General features: G+C 58.1%; 20 protein-coding genes. 11 read left to right on the forward strand and 9 right to left on the reverse strand.

Annotated elements, in window-relative coordinates; all coding sequences use genetic code 11:
- Window positions 1-96: 96 nt before the first annotated feature.
- The gene (gene araE, locus SP68_RS04265; protein WP_008806353.1) at window positions 97-1,518 is read left to right on the forward strand and encodes an arabinose-proton symporter AraE; all 1,422 of its coding nucleotides are present in this window, start codon (window positions 97-99) and stop codon (window positions 1,516-1,518) included.
- Here araE and SP68_RS04270 read toward each other — a convergent pair.
- Window positions 1,515-2,510, reverse strand: coding sequence for a LacI family DNA-binding transcriptional regulator (locus SP68_RS04270; protein ID WP_008806352.1), 996 nt, complete (start codon window positions 2,508-2,510; stop codon window positions 1,515-1,517). The two genes, araE and SP68_RS04270, sit on opposite strands and share 4 nt — an antisense overlap.
- Before the next feature lie 94 nt (window positions 2,511-2,604).
- Here SP68_RS04270 and SP68_RS28140 point away from each other — a divergent pair, with 94 nt between their 5' ends.
- The 4 genes from SP68_RS28140 (at window position 2,605) to SP68_RS04285 (ending at window position 6,911) form a co-directional block, all read left to right on the forward strand.
- Window positions 2,605-2,739 carry a hypothetical protein gene (locus tag SP68_RS28140; protein WP_046621754.1) on the forward strand — a complete coding sequence of 45 codons (135 nt, stop codon included), beginning with the start codon at window positions 2,605-2,607 and terminating at the stop codon, window positions 2,737-2,739.
- A gap of 12 nt (window positions 2,740-2,751) precedes the next feature.
- Entirely contained in the window at window positions 2,752-3,993 is a 1,242-nt protein-coding gene (locus SP68_RS04275) for an MFS transporter (RefSeq protein ID WP_012540640.1), read from the forward strand.
- A 19-nt stretch (window positions 3,994-4,012) separates the two neighbouring features.
- Window positions 4,013-5,446, forward strand: a complete 1,434-nt coding sequence (locus SP68_RS04280) for a glycoside hydrolase family 32 protein (protein WP_032747069.1) — start codon at window positions 4,013-4,015, stop codon at window positions 5,444-5,446.
- A 121-nt stretch (window positions 5,447-5,567) separates the two neighbouring features.
- Window positions 5,568-6,911: a carbohydrate porin gene (locus SP68_RS04285; RefSeq protein ID WP_022064921.1), complete on the forward strand. Its 1,344-nt coding sequence runs from the start codon at window positions 5,568-5,570 to the stop codon at window positions 6,909-6,911.
- A 59-nt stretch (window positions 6,912-6,970) separates the two neighbouring features.
- Here SP68_RS04285 and SP68_RS04290 read toward each other — a convergent pair whose 3' ends face one another.
- From SP68_RS04290 to SP68_RS04310, 5 genes are all read right to left on the reverse strand, one after another.
- The gene (locus SP68_RS04290; RefSeq protein ID WP_022064920.1) at window positions 6,971-8,257 is read right to left on the reverse strand and encodes an ABC transporter substrate-binding protein; all 1,287 of its coding nucleotides are present in this window, start codon (window positions 8,255-8,257) and stop codon (window positions 6,971-6,973) included.
- Between the two features lie 16 nt (window positions 8,258-8,273).
- Entirely contained in the window at window positions 8,274-9,401 is a 1,128-nt protein-coding gene (locus SP68_RS04295; RefSeq protein WP_022064919.1) for an ABC transporter ATP-binding protein, read from the reverse strand.
- Between the two features lie 12 nt (window positions 9,402-9,413).
- The gene (locus SP68_RS04300; RefSeq protein WP_008806346.1) at window positions 9,414-10,316 is read right to left on the reverse strand and encodes a carbohydrate ABC transporter permease; all 903 of its coding nucleotides are present in this window, start codon (window positions 10,314-10,316) and stop codon (window positions 9,414-9,416) included.
- Window positions 10,309-11,199, reverse strand: coding sequence for a carbohydrate ABC transporter permease (locus SP68_RS04305; RefSeq protein WP_004205419.1), 891 nt, complete (start codon window positions 11,197-11,199; stop codon window positions 10,309-10,311). Before SP68_RS04305 ends, SP68_RS04300 begins: the two co-directional genes overlap by 8 nt.
- 453 nt (window positions 11,200-11,652) lie before the next feature.
- Window positions 11,653-11,979, reverse strand: coding sequence for a cupin domain-containing protein (locus SP68_RS04310; protein ID WP_012540645.1), 327 nt, complete (start codon window positions 11,977-11,979; stop codon window positions 11,653-11,655).
- A gap of 139 nt (window positions 11,980-12,118) precedes the next feature.
- Between SP68_RS04310 and SP68_RS04315 the strand changes: the two genes are divergently transcribed.
- Complete coding sequence (locus SP68_RS04315; protein ID WP_008806343.1) at window positions 12,119-12,832, forward strand: aspartate/glutamate racemase; 714 nt, start codon at window positions 12,119-12,121, stop codon at window positions 12,830-12,832.
- Here the strand turns inward: SP68_RS04315 and SP68_RS04320 are convergent.
- Window positions 12,798-13,724 (reverse strand): LysR family transcriptional regulator, encoded by a 927-nt coding sequence (locus tag SP68_RS04320; protein ID WP_022064918.1) that lies wholly within the window; start codon window positions 13,722-13,724, stop codon window positions 12,798-12,800. The genes SP68_RS04315 and SP68_RS04320 overlap by 35 nt on opposite strands.
- Before the next feature lie 137 nt (window positions 13,725-13,861).
- Between SP68_RS04320 and lysA the strand changes: the two genes are divergently transcribed.
- Entirely contained in the window at window positions 13,862-15,124 is a 1,263-nt protein-coding gene (gene lysA / locus SP68_RS04325; RefSeq protein WP_022064917.1) for a diaminopimelate decarboxylase, read from the forward strand.
- On the opposite strand, the gene SP68_RS04330 is transcribed toward lysA, so the two are convergent.
- Window positions 15,117-16,118: a LacI family DNA-binding transcriptional regulator gene (locus tag SP68_RS04330; RefSeq protein ID WP_162493303.1), complete on the reverse strand. Its 1,002-nt coding sequence runs from the start codon at window positions 16,116-16,118 to the stop codon at window positions 15,117-15,119. The two genes, lysA and SP68_RS04330, sit on opposite strands and share 8 nt — an antisense overlap.
- Before the next feature lie 299 nt (window positions 16,119-16,417).
- Between SP68_RS04330 and SP68_RS04335 the strand changes: the two genes are divergently transcribed.
- The 4 genes from SP68_RS04335 to SP68_RS04350 all read left to right on the forward strand — a co-directional run bounded on the left by SP68_RS04335 (window position 16,418) and on the right by SP68_RS04350 (window position 20,507).
- Window positions 16,418-17,755 carry a PTS sugar transporter subunit IIC gene (locus SP68_RS04335; RefSeq protein WP_008806339.1) on the forward strand — a complete coding sequence of 446 codons (1,338 nt, stop codon included), beginning with the start codon at window positions 16,418-16,420 and terminating at the stop codon, window positions 17,753-17,755.
- A gap of 7 nt (window positions 17,756-17,762) precedes the next feature.
- Window positions 17,763-19,190, forward strand: a complete 1,428-nt coding sequence (locus tag SP68_RS04340) for a glycoside hydrolase family 1 protein (protein ID WP_022064916.1) — start codon at window positions 17,763-17,765, stop codon at window positions 19,188-19,190.
- A gap of 67 nt (window positions 19,191-19,257) precedes the next feature.
- Window positions 19,258-20,031 carry a GntR family transcriptional regulator gene (locus SP68_RS04345; RefSeq protein ID WP_008806337.1) on the forward strand — a complete coding sequence of 258 codons (774 nt, stop codon included), beginning with the start codon at window positions 19,258-19,260 and terminating at the stop codon, window positions 20,029-20,031.
- Window positions 20,028-20,507: a GNAT family N-acetyltransferase gene (locus tag SP68_RS04350; RefSeq protein ID WP_022064915.1), complete on the forward strand. Its 480-nt coding sequence runs from the start codon at window positions 20,028-20,030 to the stop codon at window positions 20,505-20,507. The genes SP68_RS04345 and SP68_RS04350 overlap by 4 nt, the downstream gene beginning before the upstream one ends.
- Here the strand turns inward: SP68_RS04350 and galR are convergent.
- Entirely contained in the window at window positions 20,468-21,484 is a 1,017-nt protein-coding gene (gene galR / locus SP68_RS04355) for an HTH-type transcriptional regulator GalR (RefSeq protein ID WP_008806335.1), read from the reverse strand. The genes SP68_RS04350 and galR overlap by 40 nt on opposite strands.
- Window positions 21,485-21,919 lie beyond the last annotated feature (435 nt).

The raw sequence follows: 21,919 nt of genomic DNA on the forward strand, positions 1-21,919 counted from the left end.
AAAATAGTCCATATCTTTGGCTTATCCAGCCTGACAAACTCCTCCGCCAGTCACGTACTTTCGTCCTATGTCTTTCTCTGTGTGGCAGGAATAAAAATGACTTCAATCAGTAACGACTCTGCATTAACGCCGCGGACACAACGTGACACCCGGCGGATGAACTGGTTTGTTTCTATCGCTGCGGCGGTAGCGGGGTTGCTCTTTGGCCTGGATATCGGCGTGATATCCGGGGCGCTGCCCTTTATTACCGACCACTTCACCTTATCCAGCCAGCTTCAGGAGTGGGTGGTCAGCAGTATGATGTTGGGGGCGGCGATCGGTGCGCTGTTTAACGGCTGGCTGTCGTTCCGCCTCGGCCGTAAATACAGCCTGATGGCGGGGGCTGTGCTCTTTGTTGCCGGCTCTATCGGCTCCGCTTTTGCCGCCAGCGTGGAGGTGCTGCTGATAGCCCGCGTGGTGTTGGGGGTGGCCGTCGGGATCGCTTCCTATACCGCGCCGTTGTACCTCTCCGAGATGGCCAGTGAGAACGTGCGCGGGAAAATGATCAGTATGTACCAGCTGATGGTGACCCTCGGCATTGTGCTGGCGTTTCTTTCCGATACCGCCTTTAGCTACAGCGGTAACTGGCGCGCCATGTTAGGCGTGCTGGCGCTGCCGGCGGTGATCCTGATTATTCTGGTCGTCTTTTTGCCGAACAGCCCGCGCTGGCTGGCGGAGAAAGGACGCCATATCGAAGCGGAAGAGGTGCTGCGGATGCTGCGCGATACCTCGGAAAAGGCGCGCGACGAGCTTAACGAGATCCGTGAGAGCCTGAAGCTGAAGCAGGGCGGCTGGGCGTTGTTTAAGGTCAATCGTAACGTGCGCCGGGCGGTGTTCCTTGGCATGCTGCTGCAGGCGATGCAGCAGTTCACCGGCATGAACATCATCATGTACTACGCGCCGCGTATCTTTAAAATGGCGGGCTTTACCACTACCGAACAGCAGATGATCGCCACTCTGGTGGTGGGCCTGACCTTTATGTTTGCCACCTTTATTGCGGTGTTCACGGTGGATAAAGCGGGTCGTAAGCCGGCGCTAAAAATCGGCTTTAGCGTGATGGCGCTGGGCACCCTGGTGCTGGGTTACTGCCTGATGCAGTTCGACAATGGCACCGCCTCCAGCGGTCTCTCCTGGCTTTCCGTCGGCATGACCATGATGTGTATTGCCGGGTATGCGATGAGCGCGGCGCCGGTGGTGTGGATCCTCTGCTCCGAGATCCAGCCGCTGAAATGCCGCGATTTCGGTATCACCTGCTCGACCACCACCAACTGGGTGTCGAACATGATCATCGGCGCCACCTTCCTGACGCTGCTTGACGCGATTGGCGCCGCCGGTACCTTCTGGCTCTACACGGTGCTCAACGTGGCCTTTATCGGCGTCACCTTCTGGCTGATCCCGGAAACCAAGAATGTCACCCTCGAGCACATTGAGCGCAACCTGATGGCGGGCGAGAAGCTGCGCAACATCGGTAACCGTTAATGTGAGGCGCGCGGCAACCACGGGCTGGCGACTTTGCGCGTCTCCCGATGGTTGTCGCCGTGAATGATATGCAGGGCGCTCAGGCGCCCGATGTCGTAGTGCGGCAGCTGCACCGTGGAAAGCGGCGGCAGAAACAGATCGCCAATGCCCACCATATTGTCGTATCCCACCACCGCCACGTCCTGGGGAATGCGTAACCCCTGACCCAGCAGCGTCTGATAGACCATAAACGCGATGCGATCGTTGCCGCAGATCACCGAGTCAAAGCCAGGTTTACCCTCGCGGATATGCGCCAGCACCACCGCCGGGATATCGTGGTAATGCTCATCGCCCTGGCCCATATACGAATGGATCAGATGGTCCGGTTCGATACCCGCCTCCCGGCAGGCGCGCTCCAGCCCCTGGCGGCGGCGGATCGTCGCCAGCTGGCTGGCGGGTAAGTGCAGGCACAGCGGATGACGATAGCCAGCGGCAAGCAGGGCTTTCACCGCGTCGTACTGGCCCTGTTCATCGTCCGGGATATAGCTGGCCACCGGCTGGCTGAGGCTTTCGCAGTTGGCCAGCACGCAGGGCAGAGTCAGCAGTTTGTCCGGCAGCGGCACCTGGCGCAGCCCCATGGTGGTAAAGATAATGCCGTCCGGACGGTGGGAGAGGAGCAGGTCGACCACCGCTTCCGGACTATCGTCCGAAAACATGTTGACCACAAAGCTGTTCCAGCCGTGGGCGCGGGCGGTCTCTTCGATCGAGAGGGTGATCTCCACCGAAAAGGGTGTGGTGACGGTATCCAGCGCCAGCACGCCGATGGTGCTGGGGGTGGCGCGCGCCCCGCGGATCTTCTTCGCCGACAGGTCGGGGACGTAGTTGGTCTCGGCGATGGCGGCCTGCACGCGGGCCAGGGTCTCCGGCTTGAGCCGCTCCGGGGTGTTCAGCGCCCGCGAGACGGTCATCAGAGATACATTCGCCAGTTTTGCTACATCTTTCAGGGACGCCATTTTTTCCTCCGCCGTGGCTGCAGAGTACAGGCTATACAACTAAGTCGCTGATGTAAAAGAGTGAAACGATTTTCTGCTATCGCCGTCCTGAACGCTGCCGCGGTTAATATTTGATCGCGATCGCATCTTCATTATGTTAACGTTAACTTTTGTGATTAACATCATGTATCGCAGCGAATCCCCCTGCGTTTTGTTTTTTGTTAACGTTACCATAATTGCATTCCTCTAACACGAGAATGTCATGATGAAAGCGCATCACTCACACAGCTACCCGTTGCTCAGTGCCTTACTGTTTTTCTTTTTCGTGACCTGGTCGTCATCCGGCTCCTTGCTCTCTATCTGGCTTCACCAGGAGGTTGGGTTAAAGGCTGGCGATACCGGTATTATCTATGCCGTACTGTCGGTTTCCGCGCTGTTTGCGCAAGTTTGCTATGGCTTCATTCAGGACAAACTGGGGCTGCGCAAACATCTGCTCTGGTATATCACCGCGCTGCTGATCCTCTCCGGTCCGGCGTATCTGCTGTTCGGCCACCTGCTGAAGATTAACGTCCTGTTGGGCAGCATCTTCGGCGGGATCTACATCGGCCTGACCTTTAACGGCGGCATTGGCGTGCTGGAATCCTACACCGAGCGCGTGGCGCGTCAGAGCCAGTTTGAATTCGGCAGGGCACGGATGTGGGGCTCGCTCGGCTGGGCGGTGGCCACCTTCTTCGCCGGCCTGCTGTTTAATATCAATCCGCAGCTTAATTTCCTCGTCGCCAGTTGCTCAGGGCTGGTGTTCTTTATCCTGCTGGCGCGGCTGCGGGTCTCCTCGGCGCCGCATGCGATGCAGGAGGCGGTATCGGGCGGTAAGGTGACGCTGGAAGATGCGCTGCGCCTGCTGACGCTGCCGCGGTTCTGGGCGCTGGTCTTTTTCGTCATCGGCACCTGCATCTACGGCGTCTATGACCAGCAGTTCCCGGTCTATTTCTCATCGCAGTTCGCGACCCTGCAGGAAGGCAATGAGATGTATGGTTATCTCAACTCCTTCCAGGTGTTCCTCGAGGCGGCCGGCATGTTCTGCGCGCCGTGGCTGGTGAACCGTATCGGCGCCAAGAACGGTCTGATTTTCGCCGGCATGGTGATGGCGATGCGCATGGTGGCCTCTGGCCTGGTGGAGGGGCCGCTGCTGATCTCCATTACCAAACTGCTGCACGCGGTGGAGCTGCCGATACTGCTGGTGGCTATCTTTAAGTACAACAGCATCAACTTTGATAAACGCCTCTCCTCCACCCTCTATCTGGTGGGTTTCGCCTGCACCAGCTCGATCATTGCCAGCGTCTTGTCGCCGCTGGCGGGCTACAGCTATGAAAAATATGGCTTCGCCCAGTCCTATCTGATCATGGGCCTGCTGGTGTTCTGCACCACCTTTATCTCCATCTTCTTGTTGCGCTCCGGTAAATCCTCGGCCGATCCGCTGGTGTCGCAACCTACCGCTATCTGAATCAAAAAGAGTGAAAATGATGACTTACACAATCTCCCGGGCTGAACAGGTACTCCAGACACAACGCCAGGCGCTCAATCTGCGCTGGTATCCACACTATCACCTGGCGGCCCGCGCCGGGTGGATCAACGACCCTAACGGTCTGGTGTGGTTCGACGGCTGGTACCATGCCTTTTATCAGCATCACCCGTATTCCACCCAGTGGGGGCCGATGCACTGGGGGCACGCGCGCAGTAAGGATCTGGTGCACTGGGAGCACCTGCCGGTGGCGCTGGCGCCGGAAGGGCCGGAAGATAAAGACGGCTGCTTTTCCGGTTCGGCGGTGGTCGATGGCGATACCCTGGCGCTGATTTACACCGGGCATAAGTTCCACGGCGATCCTGGCGACGAAGCCAATCTGTATCAGGTGCAGTGTCTGGCCACCAGCCGCGACGGGATCCACTTTGAGCGCCAGGGGATGGTGGTCGACACCCCTCCAGGCATGCACCACTTCCGCGACCCGAAGGTCTGGCGGGAAGGGGATAGCTGGTACATGATCGTCGGCGCGCGTGAAGGCGATACCGGCCAGGTGCGGCTGTACCGTTCAACCGATCTGCGCCAGTGGCAGGATGCGGGCGTGCTGGATGAAGCGGAAAGCACCATGGGCTACATGTGGGAGTGCCCGGACTTCTTCACTCTCAACGGCAAGCGTGTTCTGATGTTTTCTCCGCAGGGGATGCAGGCCGAAGGATTCCGCAACCGCAATCTGTTCCAGAGCGGCTATCTGATCGGCGAGTGGCAGCCGGGGCAGCGTTTTATTCGCCACGGCGAATTCAGGGAGATGGACCACGGCCACGATTTCTATGCCCCGCAAAGTTTCGCCACCCCCGATGGCCGGCGGATCGTAATTGGCTGGCTGGATATGTGGGAATCGCCGCTACCGGAACAGCAGGACGGCTGGGCGGGCATGCTCTCCCTGCCGCGCGAGTTGAGCCTGAGCGCCGATGGCCGCCTGCAGATGCGCCCGGCGAAAGAAGTGGAGAGCCTGCGCGGCGCCTGGTTCCCGTGGCCGGTCAGCACGCTGAACAACCAGCAGACGACGATGGTCGACAACTGCGAGGCGATGGAAGTGCACCTGCGCTGGGACTGCGCCCGCAGCAGCGCTGAGCAGTATGGTCTGCGCTTTGGCGATGGCCTGCGCATCTACGTGGATGCCCAACAGCAGCGTCTGGTGGTGGAGCGGCATTATCCGCAGTTTGGCCTGTGTGGGACGCGCAGCGTGCCGTTGACCGCCGGGGCGGATCTCAACCTGCGGATATTTTTCGATAGCTCTTCGGTTGAGGTTTTCGTCAATGATGGCGAAGCCTGCCTGAGCAGCCGTATCTATCCGCAGGTCCCTTGCCGTGAATTAGCGTTATTTGCCTGGAGCGGCTCAGCTGCATTAACTGAAGCCGGCGCCTGGCAGCTCGAATAATAATAAGGCTGTTGTCGTTAATAACCCGTCTTTGACGATGGGCGGGTTATTATTGCCTGCATCGTCGTGCGTTACCCATTAATAACAAATTCAGTTCATTCCATAATAAAAGGGTTTACCGATGAATAAAATCTGGGTCGGGTGTTTTCTCACGTCTCTGTATCTGCCATCCGTTATGGCGCAGGCGCCGTTATCGCTGGAGGAGCGACTGGCGCAAATGGAGCAGCGGTTAAAGGCAACGGAGGCGCGCGCCGCCAGCGCAGAGGCGGAAATTAAGACACTGAAAGGCCAGCAGCAGGCCACGACGGTCGCCCGCGCGGCGCCGGCTACGCCGCGCCTGCAGCTAAACGACAATGGCGAATTAAAATTTTATGGCGACGTCGAATTTAACCTCGATGGCGCCAGCCGCACCGGCAGTCTGACGTCGGTCAAAACCAGCGCGAATAAAAGCTGGGCGCCGGGCGATAAAGAACGCTGGGATATTAATGGTCGTATTCTGCTGGGGATTGACGGCAGGCGTAATGGCGCTGACGGGAAATATGCCGGATTCAGCGTGCAGCCGCTGGCGGATATGGATGGCAAAATGAATCTCGACGATGCGGTATTTTTCTTTGGTCAGCAGGATGACTGGAAAATAAAAATAGGTCGCTTTGAAGCCTGGGATATGTTCCCCCTGAATCAGGACACCTTTATTGAATATTCAGGCAATACCGCCAACGATCTCTATTCCGACGGCTATGGCTATATTTACATGATGAAAGAGGGGCGCGGGCGCAGCAGCAGCGGCGGCAACCTTCTGTTCAGCAAAACGGTGGATAACTGGTATTTCGAGGTTAATACCCTGGTGGAGGACGGCAGTTCGCTGTTTGTCGATCAGAACTATCACGGTAACGCGCTGGAAAACCGCAAAAATGTGGTGTACGTGCGGCCGGTGGCGGTGTGGCAGTCCGGCGCCTGGTCGGCGGCCGCGGCGATAGAGAGCAATCTCGTCAACAATGCTTACGGCTATCAGAACCAGAGCGGACGCTGGGTCGACCAGTCAAATCGCACCGGCTACGGGCTGACCATGAGCTGGAACACCCTGAAAAGCGACCCGCAGGATGGGGCGGTGGTCAATCTGAGTACCGCCCTGCTGGACGCGGCGGACGAAACCGACTTCAGCGCCGGAATTAACGCCCTGTGGCATCGCGTGGAGCTGGGCTATATCTACGCGCATAACAAAATCGACCAGTTCAATATGGCCGGGGTGACCAGCGAATGTGATGGCGACTGCGCAATTCTCGCGCCGGGGCGCTATGACATCCATACCCTGCACACCTCCTGGCAGTTGCCGAATATTATGGCGATGCCGAACTTCAATATTTACCTTGGCGCCTATGCTTCGTGGCTCGATTCCACGGCAGCGAAGAGCGGGAATCCCGATGAACGCTACGGCGCTCGGGTGCGTTTTAAATATTTTTTCTGACAGGATACTCAGGCAGGCTCTCCCGCGGCGGATGCCGCGGGAGAGTTCAGACGGGCACGTTAGCGCATCGCGCGGCGCAGAATGCGGTCGGTCTGGCGCTGGAAGTCCTCGGCCGCTTCTTCCACCGACTTTTTACCGTAGTCGATGTACTGCAGGGTGGTGCCGAACTGGGCGACGATCTGCGGATCGTCGAAGTACGGGGAGACCGGCAGAGCGGTGGGCAGGGATTGCGCCAGCTTCAGGCCGGACACCGCCGGATCGTCGGCTTTGATGATCCCATCCTCGGTCAGGTAGGTGACCGCCGCTTTACTCAGTGGTACCCCACGCTCCAGTCCAAGAATATCCACCCCTTCTTTGCTGTTCAGCAGGAAGTTAATCACTTTCGCCGCCGCCTGCGGGTTTTTCGTCGATTTGCCAATCGATAACATTTGCGCGGGCTTGAAGAACAGTCCGGCATCGGTGGCGCCCGGCAGCATCGGGTATTCCCCCAGCACCAGCTTCGCCGGCGGCTTCAGGTTATCGGAATATTTGTTGATGGTGGAGTTCCACATGTAGGTGCCGCCCCATTCGCCCTGGATCCACGGCTTCATCTCGTACATGTTGCTCTTGCCGAACGAGGCATAGTAGCGGGTGTCCGGCATCACATGGTTGTCGATAAGCTTCTTATACATACCGAAGAAATCTGCCCACTGCGCTTTGCTGTAGGAAAATTTGCGCCCCTTCTCATCGATGGCCGGCTGATTGTATTTTTGCACCATATAAGAGTTGAGCAGCGCCAGCACGTCCTGATGTTCGAGCACGACCGGGTAGTACTGTTTCCCGAGCTTGCTTTCGAAGGTTTTGCCCGCCGCCATAAGCTCATCCCAGGTTTTCGGGAAGGCGATGCCCGCCTTTTTCCACGCTTCGTCGTTAAAGTAGAAGACGCGGGCGGTGACGGAAATGGGAATACCGTTAAGCTTGCCGTTGACCGTGGTGGACTGCAGCTCTTTGGCATCGAACTGGCTGAGGTCGATCTCGTCTTTCAGGGTATTGAGATCGTAAAAGCCCTCGCCATTTTTCGAAAAGATCGGCAACCAGTTCCAGTTGGTCTGCATCACGTCAGGCTCAGTGCCGCCGGCAATCTGGGTGGTCAGGCGCGAAAGATGGCCGTCCCAGCCGGTGTATTCTGCTTTGACGTTAATGTCGGGATGTTGTTTGTGGAATTCCTCCAGCGCCTTGAGGGTGACCTGATGGCGGCCGTTGCCCCCCCACCAGGACATACGCAGGTCGACATCCTTCGCCATTGACGGTAATGCGGTAAGGCCCAGAGTGGCGGAGATGACGGCGCTTAAAAGCACGTTTTTCATTTTAATACTCCAGTGTTCACAGAGAGAGGTTCTGTTCGGTTTTCGCGTCAAAGATGTGACACTTATTGAGATCAAATTTGAAATACACCTTGCGATGAAGGCCCTTCTCGATCATGGGTTTCGCTTCATCGGACGGCACGCGGGCGGTCAGCTCATAATCAGCAACCTTCAGATAAACAAAGAATTCATGTCCCATGTTTTCCACACGTACCATTTCACCCGTGCAGGAACCCTCGGCAAAGGGTTCATCGGAGAGAGAGACAAACTCCGGGCGCACGCCAAAGAAAACCTGTTGATTCTTATGGGTCTCAACTTTGCTTTGCAGCAGGTCGTTGAGCGGCAGTCGCTGATCGCCCAGCGTCAGATGCAGGCGACCGTCGTGCTCAACCAGCTGGCTGGGGCGAATATTCATCTCCGGCGCGCCGATGAACCCGGCGACAAACATATTTTTCGGCTGGTGGTAGAGATTGTCTGGCGTATCAACCTGCATAATGTGGCCGAGCTTCATCACGCAGATGCGGTCGCCCATGGTCATCGCTTCCGTCTGATCGTGGGTGACGTAGACGGTGGTCGCCGGTTTGCCGGATTTTTTCAACTGCTTATGCAGATCGGAAATGCGGATCCGCATCGAGGCGCGCAGTTTGGCGTCAAGGTTGGAGAGCGGTTCGTCGAACAGGAAAACGTCCGGTTTTTTGACGATCGCCCGACCCACCGCCACGCGCTGCGCCTGGCCGCCGGAGAGCTGGCGCGGCAGGCGATCGAGCAGTTCTTCCAGTTCGAGAATTTTCGCCGCTTCTTCCACCTGTCTGTCGATTTGCGCCTTCGGCAGCTTGCTCAGCTTCAGGCCGAAGGCGAGGTTTTCGCGCACCGTCATATGCGGATAGAGGGCGTAGTTCTGGAACACCATCGCGATGCCACGTGATTTTGGCGCCAGGTTGTTGACGATTTTGTCCCCAATCCGCACCTCGCCGCCGCTGATGGTTTCCAGACCCGCCAGCATGCGCAGGGTGGTCGATTTGGCGCAGCCGGAGGGGCCGACGATCACCATAAATTCGCCATCGGCAATCTTCAGGTCGATACCATGCACCGCTTTAAACCCGTTGGAGTAAACTTTTTCCAGTTTGTTGAAAATGACTTCAGCCATGATATTTCCCTCTTAACCTTTGATTCCGCTGCTGGTCACGCCCTGCACGAAGTAGCGTTGAGCCAGGAAGAAGACAATGATGGACGGCAGAATGGAGATACTCGCCATTGCCAGAATTTCGTTCCACGGCGCGCCTTCCGTGACGTCGATGGACATTTTTAGCGCCAGCGCGATGGGATACTTATCGACGCTGTAGACGTAGATCAGCGGGCCGATAAAGTCGTTCATCGACCACATGAACTGGAACAGCGCCACCGAGATAATGGCCGGCTTGAGGATCGGCACCACCACGTACCACAGCACCTGGATGGAGTTGCAGCCGTCGATCTGCGCCGCCTCTTCCATATCGCGTGGGACGCCGCGCAGAAACTGGATCAGCATGAAGACAAAGAATCCCTGGGTGGCGAAGGCCAGCGGCAGGTACAGCGGCAGATAGCTGTTCAGCATCCCCATTTCACGGAACATCAGGTACTGCGGGATCAGCAGGACGGTGCTCGGCAGCAGCATGGTGGTGATGAGCGTTGCGAACCAGAACTTCTTCCACGGGATCTCAAAGCGTGCAAAGCCGTACGCCACGATGGTGGAGGAGATGATCGTTAACACCACCTTCGGGATCACATACTTAAAGGTGTTAAGCATATAGTGGCCGAAATGGTATTCGGTGCCGGTTTTCCAGCCATTAATAAACCCGTCCCAGGTCGCGTGGGCAGGCCACAGTCCGAGGGTGGTGAAGATCTCATGGTTCGGCTTGAACGAGGCGGAGAACATCCACGCCAGCGGGTAGAGCATCAGCAGGCCGACGAATATCAACACGACGTAGCGTACCACCCGACTCACCTTTTCCCGACGCAGCGTACGAGCGACCTCACGATCGGCGTTGCTCATTACCGGCGCCATCTGTTGAATATCAGCCATTTTTGCCTCCCTTATCGGCGGAGTAGAAGACCCAGTATTTCGATGATTTAAAGGCTATCGATGCAAAGACCGCGACGACGAGGAACAGCACCCACGCCAGCGCGGCGCCATAGCCCATGTCGAAGTACTTAAAGGCGGTATCGTAGATATAGAGTGAGAACAGGTAGGTGTAATAGGTTGGGCCGCCGCCGGTTATCACGTACGGGCCGGTAAACTCCTGGAACGCCTGAGTGGTCTGCATAATAAAGTTGAAGAAAATGACCGGAGTGATCAGCGGCACGGTGACCTTCATGAACATCTGCCACTTTGAGGCGCCGTCGATCATCGCCGCCTCATACTGCGACTGCGGAACGTTCTGCAGCGCGGCGAGGAAGATGACCATCGCGGAACCAAACTGCCAGACGCGCAGCAGGGTGACCGACATCAGCGCCAGCGAAGGCTCCCCCAGCCAGTTGACGGCATCGATGCCAAAGACGGCGAGGAAGCTATTCAGCAGGCCGTCAATGGCGAACAGGGCGCGCCACAGTACCGCAATAGCCACTGAGCTGCCGAGAATCGACGGAATGTAGTAGGCGGTACGGAAAAAGCCGATGCCGCGCAGTTTGAAATTGAGCACAAAAGCAATGCCGAGGGCGAAAGCCAGTTTTAAGGGAATAGTTAAAAAAACGTAGGCGAAGGTCACGCCCATCGATTTCCAGAACAGGCTGTCCTCGGTCAACATATAGCGATAGTTTTCGATGCCGTTAAATACCGGCGGGCTCATCAAGTCGTACTCAGTAAAACTGAGAAAGAAAGATGAAACAAAGGGAAAAGCGGTAAAGACGATCAGCCCGATGATATAGGGTGATATCCATGCCAATCCCAGCAGCTTGTTTTCATTCATACATACCTACCTGGCTTACGAGTTGTAATACGGATTCGGTGACGCGGCGCTGTCGGCCTTTTCGCCTGACAACGCAAAAATGTCTGAACGCTTCCTCTGATTAACATGTCCTTGTTAATGAATGGGTTAGTAATTAAGTGAGCCAGCAAGTGGCGTGCTGTCAGGCTCGCTTTTATGCTGCTCTATTTTTTATAAAACACCGTTTTAATTTCATTTTATTGCGATTTATTTCTGCGTCATGCAGATCAGGATGGAAATGTGATCAAAGTCGAAACGATGTTTCAAAAAGGTGAGGTGGTAAGCATTTTAGGGGGCTGAGGGAGCCTGAAAAGAATGAAGGTTCAGCGTTAACTGAGCGAAAAATATTATTACCAGGATAATGATTGTGACGGCATCTTTTTTAATGCCTGCGGTAACTCTTAAACCGGGGGCGGTGAACGCCCCCATCATGGATCAGCGTGAGAGAAAATCTTCGCGGACCGGCGTGAAGGTATCGAGCAGCGTGCCTGGCTGCAGGCAGACGCAGCCGTGCATGATCCCTGGCTGCTTATACAACGTATCGCCGGCGCTGACGACGCGCGTCTCCTCGCCGATGGTGAATTCAAACTCACCGGAGAGCACATAGGTGAGCTGTTCGTGGGGATGGTTATGCATCGGGCCGACGGCGCCGGCGGCAAAATTCACCTCCACGGCCATCATTTTTCCGTCGTGGGCCAGAATGCGGCGGGTTACGCCATTGCCGAGGTCTTCAAGGGTGGTGTCTTTATGGAAAATAAACATCGGGCGGTCCTGTTGTTAAAGTGAAACATTGTTTCATTTAACTTATCCCACTCTTCATGAAAAAGAAATACGCGGCCAGAGAAGTGGAAAGTTGATCACAAGTTTGCTTCACTGGCAGAAACGACATAAGGAGCAGAAGATGAAAACCATTGGCCTGTTAGGCGGCATGAGCTGGGAGTCCACGATCCCCTATTATCGGTTGATCAATGAGGGCGTTAAGGCGCGACTGGGCGGCCTGCACTCTGCCAGCCTGGTGCTGCACAGCGTCGATTTTCACGACATCGAAGCCTGCCAGTCCGCCGGCGACTGGGATCGCGCCGGGGAGATCCTTGCTGAAGCCGCGGTTGGGCTGCAGCAGGCGGGGGCCGAAGGCATTGTCCTGTGCACCAACACTATGCATAAAGTCGCGGATGCCATCGCCGCCCGCTGCCAGGTTCCCTTCCTGCATATTGCCGATGCCACCGGGCGGGCGATTGCCGCCAAAGGCCAGCGCCGGGTCGCGCTGCTGGGCACCCGCTATACCATGGAGCAGACCTTTTACCGCGGTCGTCTGCTGGAGCAGTTTGCCATCGAGACGTTGATCCCCGAGGCTGACGATCGGGCGCGGATCAATCAGATCATCTTCGACGAACTTTGTCTCGGCACTTTCAGCGAGGCGTCGCGGGATTATTATCTGCAGGTGATCGCCGCCCTGGCGGAGCAGGGGGCGGAAGGGGTTATTTTCGGCTGTACGGAAATTGGCCTGCTGGTGCCTGCCGAGCTCAGCCCGCTGCCGGTCTTTGACACTGCGGCGATCCACGCAGAAGACGCGGTCAACTTTATGCTCTCTGCAGGACCGACGCCAGCGGCGTGAGGATCTGCGGCAGACTCTCCTGCAGGTGTGCAACAAAGGCGTCGACCAGCGCCGATCGCGGGCGGTGGAGGGGGCGGATCAGGCTGACGGTAAACGGCACCTCGACGCTAAAGCGGCGCACCACCACGCCGCTATCGGCATAGTCCAGAGCGGTCAAGGGATTCACCACCGAGATCCCGGCGCCGGCGCGCACCATGGCGCAGATCGAGGCCGCGCTGTGGGTTTCGACCACCATCCGCCGTTTAACCTGATGCTCAAGGAACAGGGCGTCAAGCAGCTGGCGATAGCTGTCGGTGCGCGACAGGCTGATGTAGTTTTCGCCCTGAAAATCGGCGGGGGTCAGCGTCGTCTGCGCCGCCAGCGGATGGCCGGCAGGCAGCACGCAGACTTCATTCAGCGTCAGCAGTGGGGTGCGTTCGGTGCCCGCCGGGGTATGCAGGGTCTCCGTCAGGCCGAGGTCATGGCGCTGGGCGGAGAGCCACTCCTCCAGCAGCGGCGACTCCTGGGGGACGATCTGCAGGCTGACCTCCGGGTAGCGAGCGAGAAACGGCGGCAACAGCAGCGGCAGAAAGGACTGGGAAAAGACCGGCAGGCAGGCGATCGACAGCTCGCCCTGGCGGAACTCGCGCAGGCTCTCGGCGGCGCTGACGATGCGGTCCAGGCCGTACCAGGAACGCTGAACCTCCTCAAACAAACGCAGGCCCTGCACCGTCGGCTGCAGGCGACCGCGGGTCCGTTCAAACAGCTTCAGGCCGAGCACTTTCTCAAAGCGCGCCAGCTCGCGGCTGACCGTGGGTTGCGAGGTGTGCAGCATCCGCGCCGCTTCGGTCAGATTGCCGGTGGTCATCACCGCGTGAAAGATTTCGATATGACGCAAATTAACGGCTGGCATGCGGTCTCCATGAGGCTCGGCTGTAACCATATCATTTTTGCATAGAGTCGCGATAAAACGATATTTTTTATTCGTCCGCCACTGTGGCGTAATCGAAAAAAAACAGCGACCAACACACGCACTGCACCGGAGTTCTTATGCCACACTCGCTTTACGCCACCGATACTGACCTGACCGCGGATAACCTGCTGCGCCTGCCCGCGGAATTTGGCTGTCCAGTCTGGGTCTATGATGCGCAGATTATTCGCCGCCAGATTGCTCAGCTCAGCCAGTTTGACGTGGTACGTTTTGCGCAAAAAGCCTGCTCTAACATTCATATTCTGCGTCTGATGCGTGAGCAGGGGGTGAAGGTGGACTCGGTGTCGCTGGGGGAGATCGAGCGGGCGCTGGCGGCGGGCTACGATCCGCAGCAGAATCCAGAGGATATCGTCTTTACCGCCGATCTGATCGACGACGCCACCCTCGATCGGGTGAAAGCGTTACAGATCCCGGTGAACGCCGGCTCGATCGACATGCTGAGCCAGCTGGGCGAGGTGTCGCCGGGCCATCGCGTCTGGCTGCGCGTCAACCCGGGCTTTGGTCACGGCCACAGCCAGAAAACCAATACCGGCGGGGAGAACAGCAAGCATGGTATCTGGTACAGCCACCTGCCGGCGGCGCTGGAAGTGATGCGTCGCTATCAGCTGCAGCTGGTCGGGATCCATATGCATATTGGCTCTGGCGTTGACTACGGTCACCTGGAGCAGGTGTGCGGCGCGATGGTGCGTCAGGTCGTCGACTTTGGCCAGGATCTGCAGGCCATCTCCGCCGGCGGCGGTCTGTCGATTCCTTACCGCGAAGGCGAAGAGGCCATCGACACCGCCCACTATTATGGCCTGTGGAACCGCGCCAGGGAGCAGATCGCGGCCCATCTGGGGCACCCGGTGAAACTGGAGATTGAACCCGGACGCTTCCTGGTGGCCGAGTCCGGCGTGCTGGTGTCGCAGGTGCGCAGCGTGAAAGAGATGGGCAGCCGTCACTTTGTGCTGATTGACGCCGGCTTTAACGACCTGATGCGCCCGGCAATGTACGGTAGCTATCACCATATCACCGCTCTGGCGGCGGATGGTCGCGAGCTCAGCGCCGCGCCGCAGGTGGAAACCGTGGTGGCCGGGCCGCTGTGCGAATCCGGGGACGTCTTTACCCAGCAGGAAGGGGGCAAAGTCGAGACCCGCCTGCTGCCGGCGGTGGTGCCTGGGGACTATCTGGTGCTCCATGACACCGGCGCCTACGGGGCTTCGATGTCATCCAACTATAACAGCCGTCCGCTGCTGCCGGAGGTGCTGTTTGATGGCGGCAAGGCGCGGCTGATCCGCCGTCGCCAGACCATTCAGGAGCTGCTGGCCTTAGAGCTTATTTAAAAAAAGGTCCCGTCGTTACCGACTCGCGCAACACCAGCGTGCCGGTAAACGGCGGGATCGTTTCTATCGGCTGCTGGTTAGCAAGCTTGATCGCCTGATCGATAGCCGTGGTGATCATGTTGTCGATCGGCAGATAGACCGTCGACAGCCCCGGCTCCAGCCATTTCGCGCTTGGCGCATCGTCGAAGCCAAACAGCGACACATCCTGCGGAATACGCAGCCCCGCCTGATGCAGCGCCTTTGACGCCCCCAGCGCCATATCATCGTTACAGGAAAACAGCGCGCTGAAGCGGGCTTTCTCGTCCAGCAGTTCCCGGCACAGTTCGTAGCCGCGGGTCATCGTCGAGTCCCCGTACTTCACCCGGCTCGGATCCCACTCAATACCATGTTTTATCAGCGCGTTGCGGTAGCCCTGCAGGCGAGCCTGGCCGGTAGGGGTGTGCATCGGGACGGTCATGCAGGCGATATCGCGGTGGCCCTGGGTAATCAGATACTCCACGGCCTGAAAGGCGGCTTCCTGCTGCTCGAAGAACACGCAGCGTTCGCGGGCCTGCGCCACATCGCGGTTAATCACCACCAGCGGCATGGCGATCGAATTAATCAGCGACATGATCGCCTTCTCACTCATGTGCCGGGTATAGAGGATGATCGCATCGCATTGCCGGTCGGCGAGCATCTGCACCGCTTCCTCTTCGCGCTCCGGCGTATCATGGCCGTCAGTGACGATAAGCTGCTTTCCCCAGGCTTCCGTCTGGCGTGACGCCTGCTGCAGCAGACGGCCAAAGTAGAAGCCGTCGAAGGTGGAGACGACCAGCCCAATACTATTGCTGGTCTGATTGGCCAGCGAGCGTGCGAGAAAATTCGGCCGGTAGCCCAGCTCTTCCATCGCTTTAAAGACTTGTTGGCGGGTGCTCTCTTTCACCTGACCTGTGCCGTTCAACACGCGGGAAACCGTCGCTTTCGAGACGCCTGCGCGAATTGAGACATCCAGCATTGTAGCCATTCATCGATTCCTGATTTCACGTGGTAAAGCGCAGTTTATCACAGACCGAAAAGGGACATATCGACGGGGCGGGGCGGAAAAACCATCGCGATCACGCTTTTGGCAGGAACTGACGAGCCGGCATAGTCTGGTATGCCAATGTCGATTCTATCGGATATTTGGGATACCACAGTGCGCGTTGCGAGCGCTGTCACAGAACTATTTTTGCCTGGCGACTATGTTTTGGTATGCCAAAAGTCTCTGGCTGTTCACCTGGCCGCAATAAGCCCTTTACTCTGAGGTACTCTTTTATGGCATTACAGGACAAACTGATCGACGCGCTGGGGCGTTTCGCGACGACATTCAACAGCTATCGCTACATTATGGCGATCAAATCGGCGTTTATTACTCTGATGCCGGTGATCATCGTCGGGGCCTTTTCGGTACTGATCTCCAATATGGTGCTGGATCCGAAGAATGGGCTCGCCAGCTTTTCCTCGCTCTCCTTTCTTGCGGCGCTGAAGCCGATCACCAGCGCGCTTAACTACGCCACGCTCAACTTCCTCAATATCGGCGCCGTGTTTCTGATCGGTATTGAGCTGGGGCGGATCAACGGCATCAAAAGCCTGTTTCCCGGCCTGCTGGCGGTGATCTGCTTTATCTGCGTCACGCCGACGACGGTGGAGATGATGGTCGATGGCCAGATGCACGTGGTGAAAGATGTCCTGCTGCGCCAGTTCTCCGATACCCGCAGCCTGTTCCTCGGGATGTTCATCGCCATTCTGTCAGTGGAGATTTACTGCTGGCTGGAGGGGCGCAAGGGACTGAAGATCAAAATGCCGGATACCGTGCCGCCGAACGTTTCCGCCTCTTTTTCGGCGCTGATCCCGGCGATCATCACCACCACCGCGATCGCCACCCTGGGTTTTCTCTTTCACCAACTGACGGGAATGTATCTCTACGATGCGGTCTACCAGGTGGTGCAGCAGCCGCTGGAGCGGGTGGTGCAGAGCCTGCCGGGGATCCTGCTGCTGATGTTCGTCGCCCAGCTGTTCTGGGTGATCGGCATTCACGGCAACCAGATGATCAAGCCGATCCGCGAGCCGCTGCTGCTGGGGGCGATCACCGTCAATATGAGCGCTTTTGAGCAGGGAAAAGAGGTACCGAACATTATCACGATGCCCTTCTGGGACGTCTACATGAGCATCGGCGGCTCGGGGCTGACCATCGGCCTGCTGATTGCGGTGATGATCGCCACGAAGCGTAAAGAGATGAAAGAGATCGCCAAGCTGTCGATAGGCCCGGGGCTGTTCAATATTAACGAGCCGGTGATCTTCGGGATGCCGATCATGCTCAACCCGATCCTCGCTATCCCGTTTATCATCACCCCGCTGGTGACCGGCAGCATCGGCTATTTCGCCACCCTGACCGGCTTCGCCGGCAAGGCGGTAGTGATGGTGCCCTGGACCACGCCGCCGCTGATCAACGCCTGGCTCTCCACCGCCGGCTCGATGGGGGCGGTGGTGACCCAGCTTATCTGCATCGTGACCGCGGTGCTTATCTATCTGCCTTTCGTCAAAATCGCCTCCCGCCGTGCCGATGCCGCACAGCGTCAGGCCGACAATCAACAGACCGCCAACCCTGTCTGAGGAGCCTATGACTACCGTACGGATGACCATTCCCGATGATTTTATCCTTGGCGCGGCGGCTTCCGCCTGGCAGACCGAGGGCTGGAGCGGGAAAAAACCGGGGCAGGACTCCTGGCCCGATCTCTGGTACAAAAACGACCGCCACGTCTGGCATAACGGCTATGGCCCGGCGGTGGCCACCGATTTTATCAACCGCTTTCAGGAAGATGTGCAGTTGATGAAGCTGGCCGGGCTGACCCACTACCGCACCTCAATCAACTGGTCGCGCTTTCTGACCGACTATGAAAACGTCACGGTGGATGAGGAGTATGCGGCCTATTACGACCAGCTGTTCGATGCGCTGCTGGCCAACGGCATCACGCCGATGATCTGCCTTGAGCATTATGAATTGCCCGGCTATCTGCTGGAAAAGTATGGCGGCTGGGGGTCGAAAACGGTGGTCGAGCTGTTTGTGCGCTACGCGGAGCAGGTCTTTGCCCGCTACCACCCGAAGGTGACCCGCTGGTTTACCTTTAATGAGCCAATTGTGGTACAGACCCGGGTCTATCTGGATGCCCTGCGCTGGCCCTATGAGCAGAACACCAGCACCTGGATGCAGTGGAACTATCATAAGGTGCTGGCGACCGCCAGCGTCGTGAAGCGGTTTCGCGAGCTCGGCTATCCCGGGACCGTCGGCTGCATCCTCAATCCGGAGGTGACCTACCCACGCTCACGCGCCCCCCATGACCTGCGCGCGGCGGAGATCTACGATCTGTTCTACAACCGCATGTTCCTCGACCCGCTGGTGCACGGGGTCTGGCCGCCGGAGCTTCTTGCACTGCTCGAGCAGCATCAGGTGACGTGGGACGCCAGCGCGGAGGATCTGGCGATTATCCGCGAGCACACCGTCGATGAGCTGGGGATTAATCTTTACTACCCGCACCGGGTCAAAGCCCCGTCGCGGGCCTGGCATCCGCATACCCCGTTTCATCCGGCCTGGTATTATGAGCCGTTTGAGCTGCCCGGCCGGCGAATGAACGCCTCCCGCGGCTGGGAAATCTACCCGCAAATCATCTTTGATATGGCGATGCGGATAAAAAATGACTATCGCAACATCCCCTGGTTCGTGGCGGAGAGTGGGATGGGGGTGGAAAACGAAGACCAGTTCCGTAACCGCGAAGGCACCATCGATGACAGTTACCGCATCCGTTTTATCAGCGAACATCTGTGGCACACCCTGCGCGCCCGCGAGGCAGGGGCCAACTGCCAGGGCTATATGCTGTGGGCGTTTACCGACAACGTATCGCCGATGAACGCCTTTAAAAACCGCTACGGGCTTATCGAAATCGACCTGCAAAACCATCGCGCCCGGCGACCCAAAGCCTCGGCGCACTGGTTTCGTCAGCTGGGCGAACGGCGTGAACTGGTGCTGGATATCGATGATGAATACCGCTAGCCGGGGGCAATTTTTGCTAAGATAGCGGCGTATTTGACTCGCAGGCATGTAACGCACAGGTGATTTTGTGGAAAAAGCGATAATTCCGCCGGAAAAGAAGCCCTATCAGGAGATTGGTGATGACTTACGCGCCCAGATCGCGCAGGGGCGCTACCCGGTCGGGTCGCGTTTGCCGCCGGAACGCCATATTGCCGAAACCTACGGCGTCAGCCGGACCATCGTGCGCGAAGCGCTGCTGATGCTGGAGCTACAGGGGACGGTGGATATTCGTCAGGGATCCGGGGTGTACGTCATGCGTATTCCCCACGAGAACGACAGCGAAGAGGAGCAACTGCTCAGCAGCGACGTCGGTCCGTTTGAAATTCTGCAGGCGCGCCAGCTGCTGGAGAGCAATATCGCCGCCTTTGCCGCGAAAATGGCCACCCGCGCCGATATCGACAATCTGAAGCGGATTGTCGAGCAGGAGCAGCGGGCTATCGCCCTCAACGACACCGCGCAGGATAACGCTCGTCTGTTCCATCTGGTGCTGGCCGGGGCGACGCAGAACCAGATGCTGCTGGCGACGGTGGAGCGGATCTGGCTGCAGATGGACAGCAGCCCGCTGTGGCAGCAGTTCAATGTGCATATTGCCAGCCGCGCCTGGCGGCTGAAGTGGCTCGGTGACCGACAGACGCTGCTCGCCGCGCTGCGGCGTCGCGATGTGATGGGCGCCTGGCAGGCGATGTGGCAGCATCTGGAAAACGTCAAAAACAGTCTGCTGGAGCTGTCCGATGAAGACGCCCCCGACTTTGACGGCTATCTGTTCGATTCGGTGCCGATTTTTCAGGGGAAGCTGGTATGACGATCCTGCCGCTGTACGCTGCGCCGCAGTACGCCCCGCAGGTAACCGACTGGCTGTGGCACGCCTTTGGCGGCGAGACGCTGCCGCGGGAGTTTTTCGCCAGCATCATGCAGCATAGCCAGACGGCGGAGGCGCTGCCATTGACCTTTATTGCCGTGGAAGGCGAGCAGTTGCTCGGCACGATTGGCCTCTGGCGCTGCGATTTGATCAGCCGCCAGGATCTGTTTCCCTGGCTGGCGGCGCTGTACGTCGCGCCCGCCGCCCGCGGTCAGGGGCTGGCCGGAAAACTGCAGCGGCATGTGATCGATTATGCCCGCCGCGCGGGCTTTCGGGAGCTCTATCTCTACTCCGCCTGCCGGGATTTCTATGAACGCTTCGGCTGGCGCTACATCGGCGAGGGGCTGGATTACCCGGCCACTGCCGTGCATCTCTATCGCTACGATTTATCGCCTTCCAGCGGGGCGACCACCGAGTGACGGCGCACCAGCGTCGGGCTGAACAGGTGGGTGATCTCCGGGGCCGGGCGGTACTCCGCCAGGGCTAAGGCCAGCTCGGCCGCCTGGGTCGCCATGGTGACGATCGGGTAGCGGACAGTGGTCAGCCGCGGACGGACATAGCGCGAAATCAGGACATCGTCGAAGCCAATCAGCGAAATTTCCCGCGGGACGTCGATGCCGTTGTCGTTGAGTACGCCCATCGCGCCGGCGGCCATCGAGTCGTTATAGCAGGCGACGGCGCTAAAGTGGCGGCCGCGGCCAAGCAGTTCGGTCATTGCCAGTTCGCCGCCGCTTTCATCCGGTTCAGCAAAGGCGACCAGCCGGTCATTGCACGGCAGGCCGCTCTCTTCCAGCGCCGCGTAGTACCCCTGCAGTCGATCTTCCGCATCGGAGATATGGTGGTTTGAGCACAGATAGCCGATACGCGTGTGCCCCTGCTGGATCAAATGACGGGTCGCCAGCCAGGCGCCATAGCGGTCGTCCAGCGCCACGCAGCGGGTTTCATACCCGGGCAGGATGCGGTTGATCAGCACCATGCCGGGGATCTGCTTCATTAACCCCGCCAGTTCCTCATCGGGGATCATTTTGGCGTGTACCACCAGCGCCGCGCAGCGGTGGCGGATCAACTGCTCTATCGCCTGGCGTTCCTTCTGCACGTTGTGGTAGCCATTGCCAATCAGCAAAAAGTTGCCGGTGCGGTAAGCCACCTGTTCGACGGCTTTGACCATCGCGCCGAAGAAGGGGTCGGAGACATCACCCACCACCAGGCCGACGGTTTCCGTTGACTGCTGGGCCAGGGCCCGGGCGTTCGCGTTGGGATGATAGTTCAGGGTTTCCATCGCCGCGCCCACGGACTGACGCGAGGCTTCGCTGGCTTTGGGAGAGTTATTGATGACGCGGGAGACGGTAGCGACGGAGACTCCTGCGAGTCGGGCTACATCCTTAATTGTCGCCATACCATGCCTTTTATAGGGTAAGCGTTTACATACTGCTATGTTACGGGAAAGAGCGGCAGATTCAAGGCGCGGCGGCGAAGGAATGGCGCAAATGTGATTCAGGCCGGGCTTATGGGTAACCTGGTTACATTGACGTCATCGCTAATTGAAACCGACGCAGGGAAATACAAACCTTTGCTTACACTTTGCGATGCGCTGTTGCGAATGTTCGCTGGTTTGTTCGCGGACCCGGTTGATATTCTGGCTATCCCAGAGGTATTGATAGGTGGAGTCAACGTCACGTTGACCACTTTACTTACACCAGCCTGCGCAGATGCGCAGGTTTTTTTTTGCCCGTTATCGGCGTTGTTACAGATAGCGAAAATCGTAATACCTGGTTGCACTTAGGCTCACTCCCTTGCGTTTTCCCGCTGGCCCGTTACGGCCAAAAAACGT

The sequence above is a fragment of the Klebsiella variicola genome (assembly GCF_000828055.2).
GTDB classification, from domain to species: domain Bacteria; phylum Pseudomonadota; class Gammaproteobacteria; order Enterobacterales; family Enterobacteriaceae; genus Klebsiella; species Klebsiella variicola.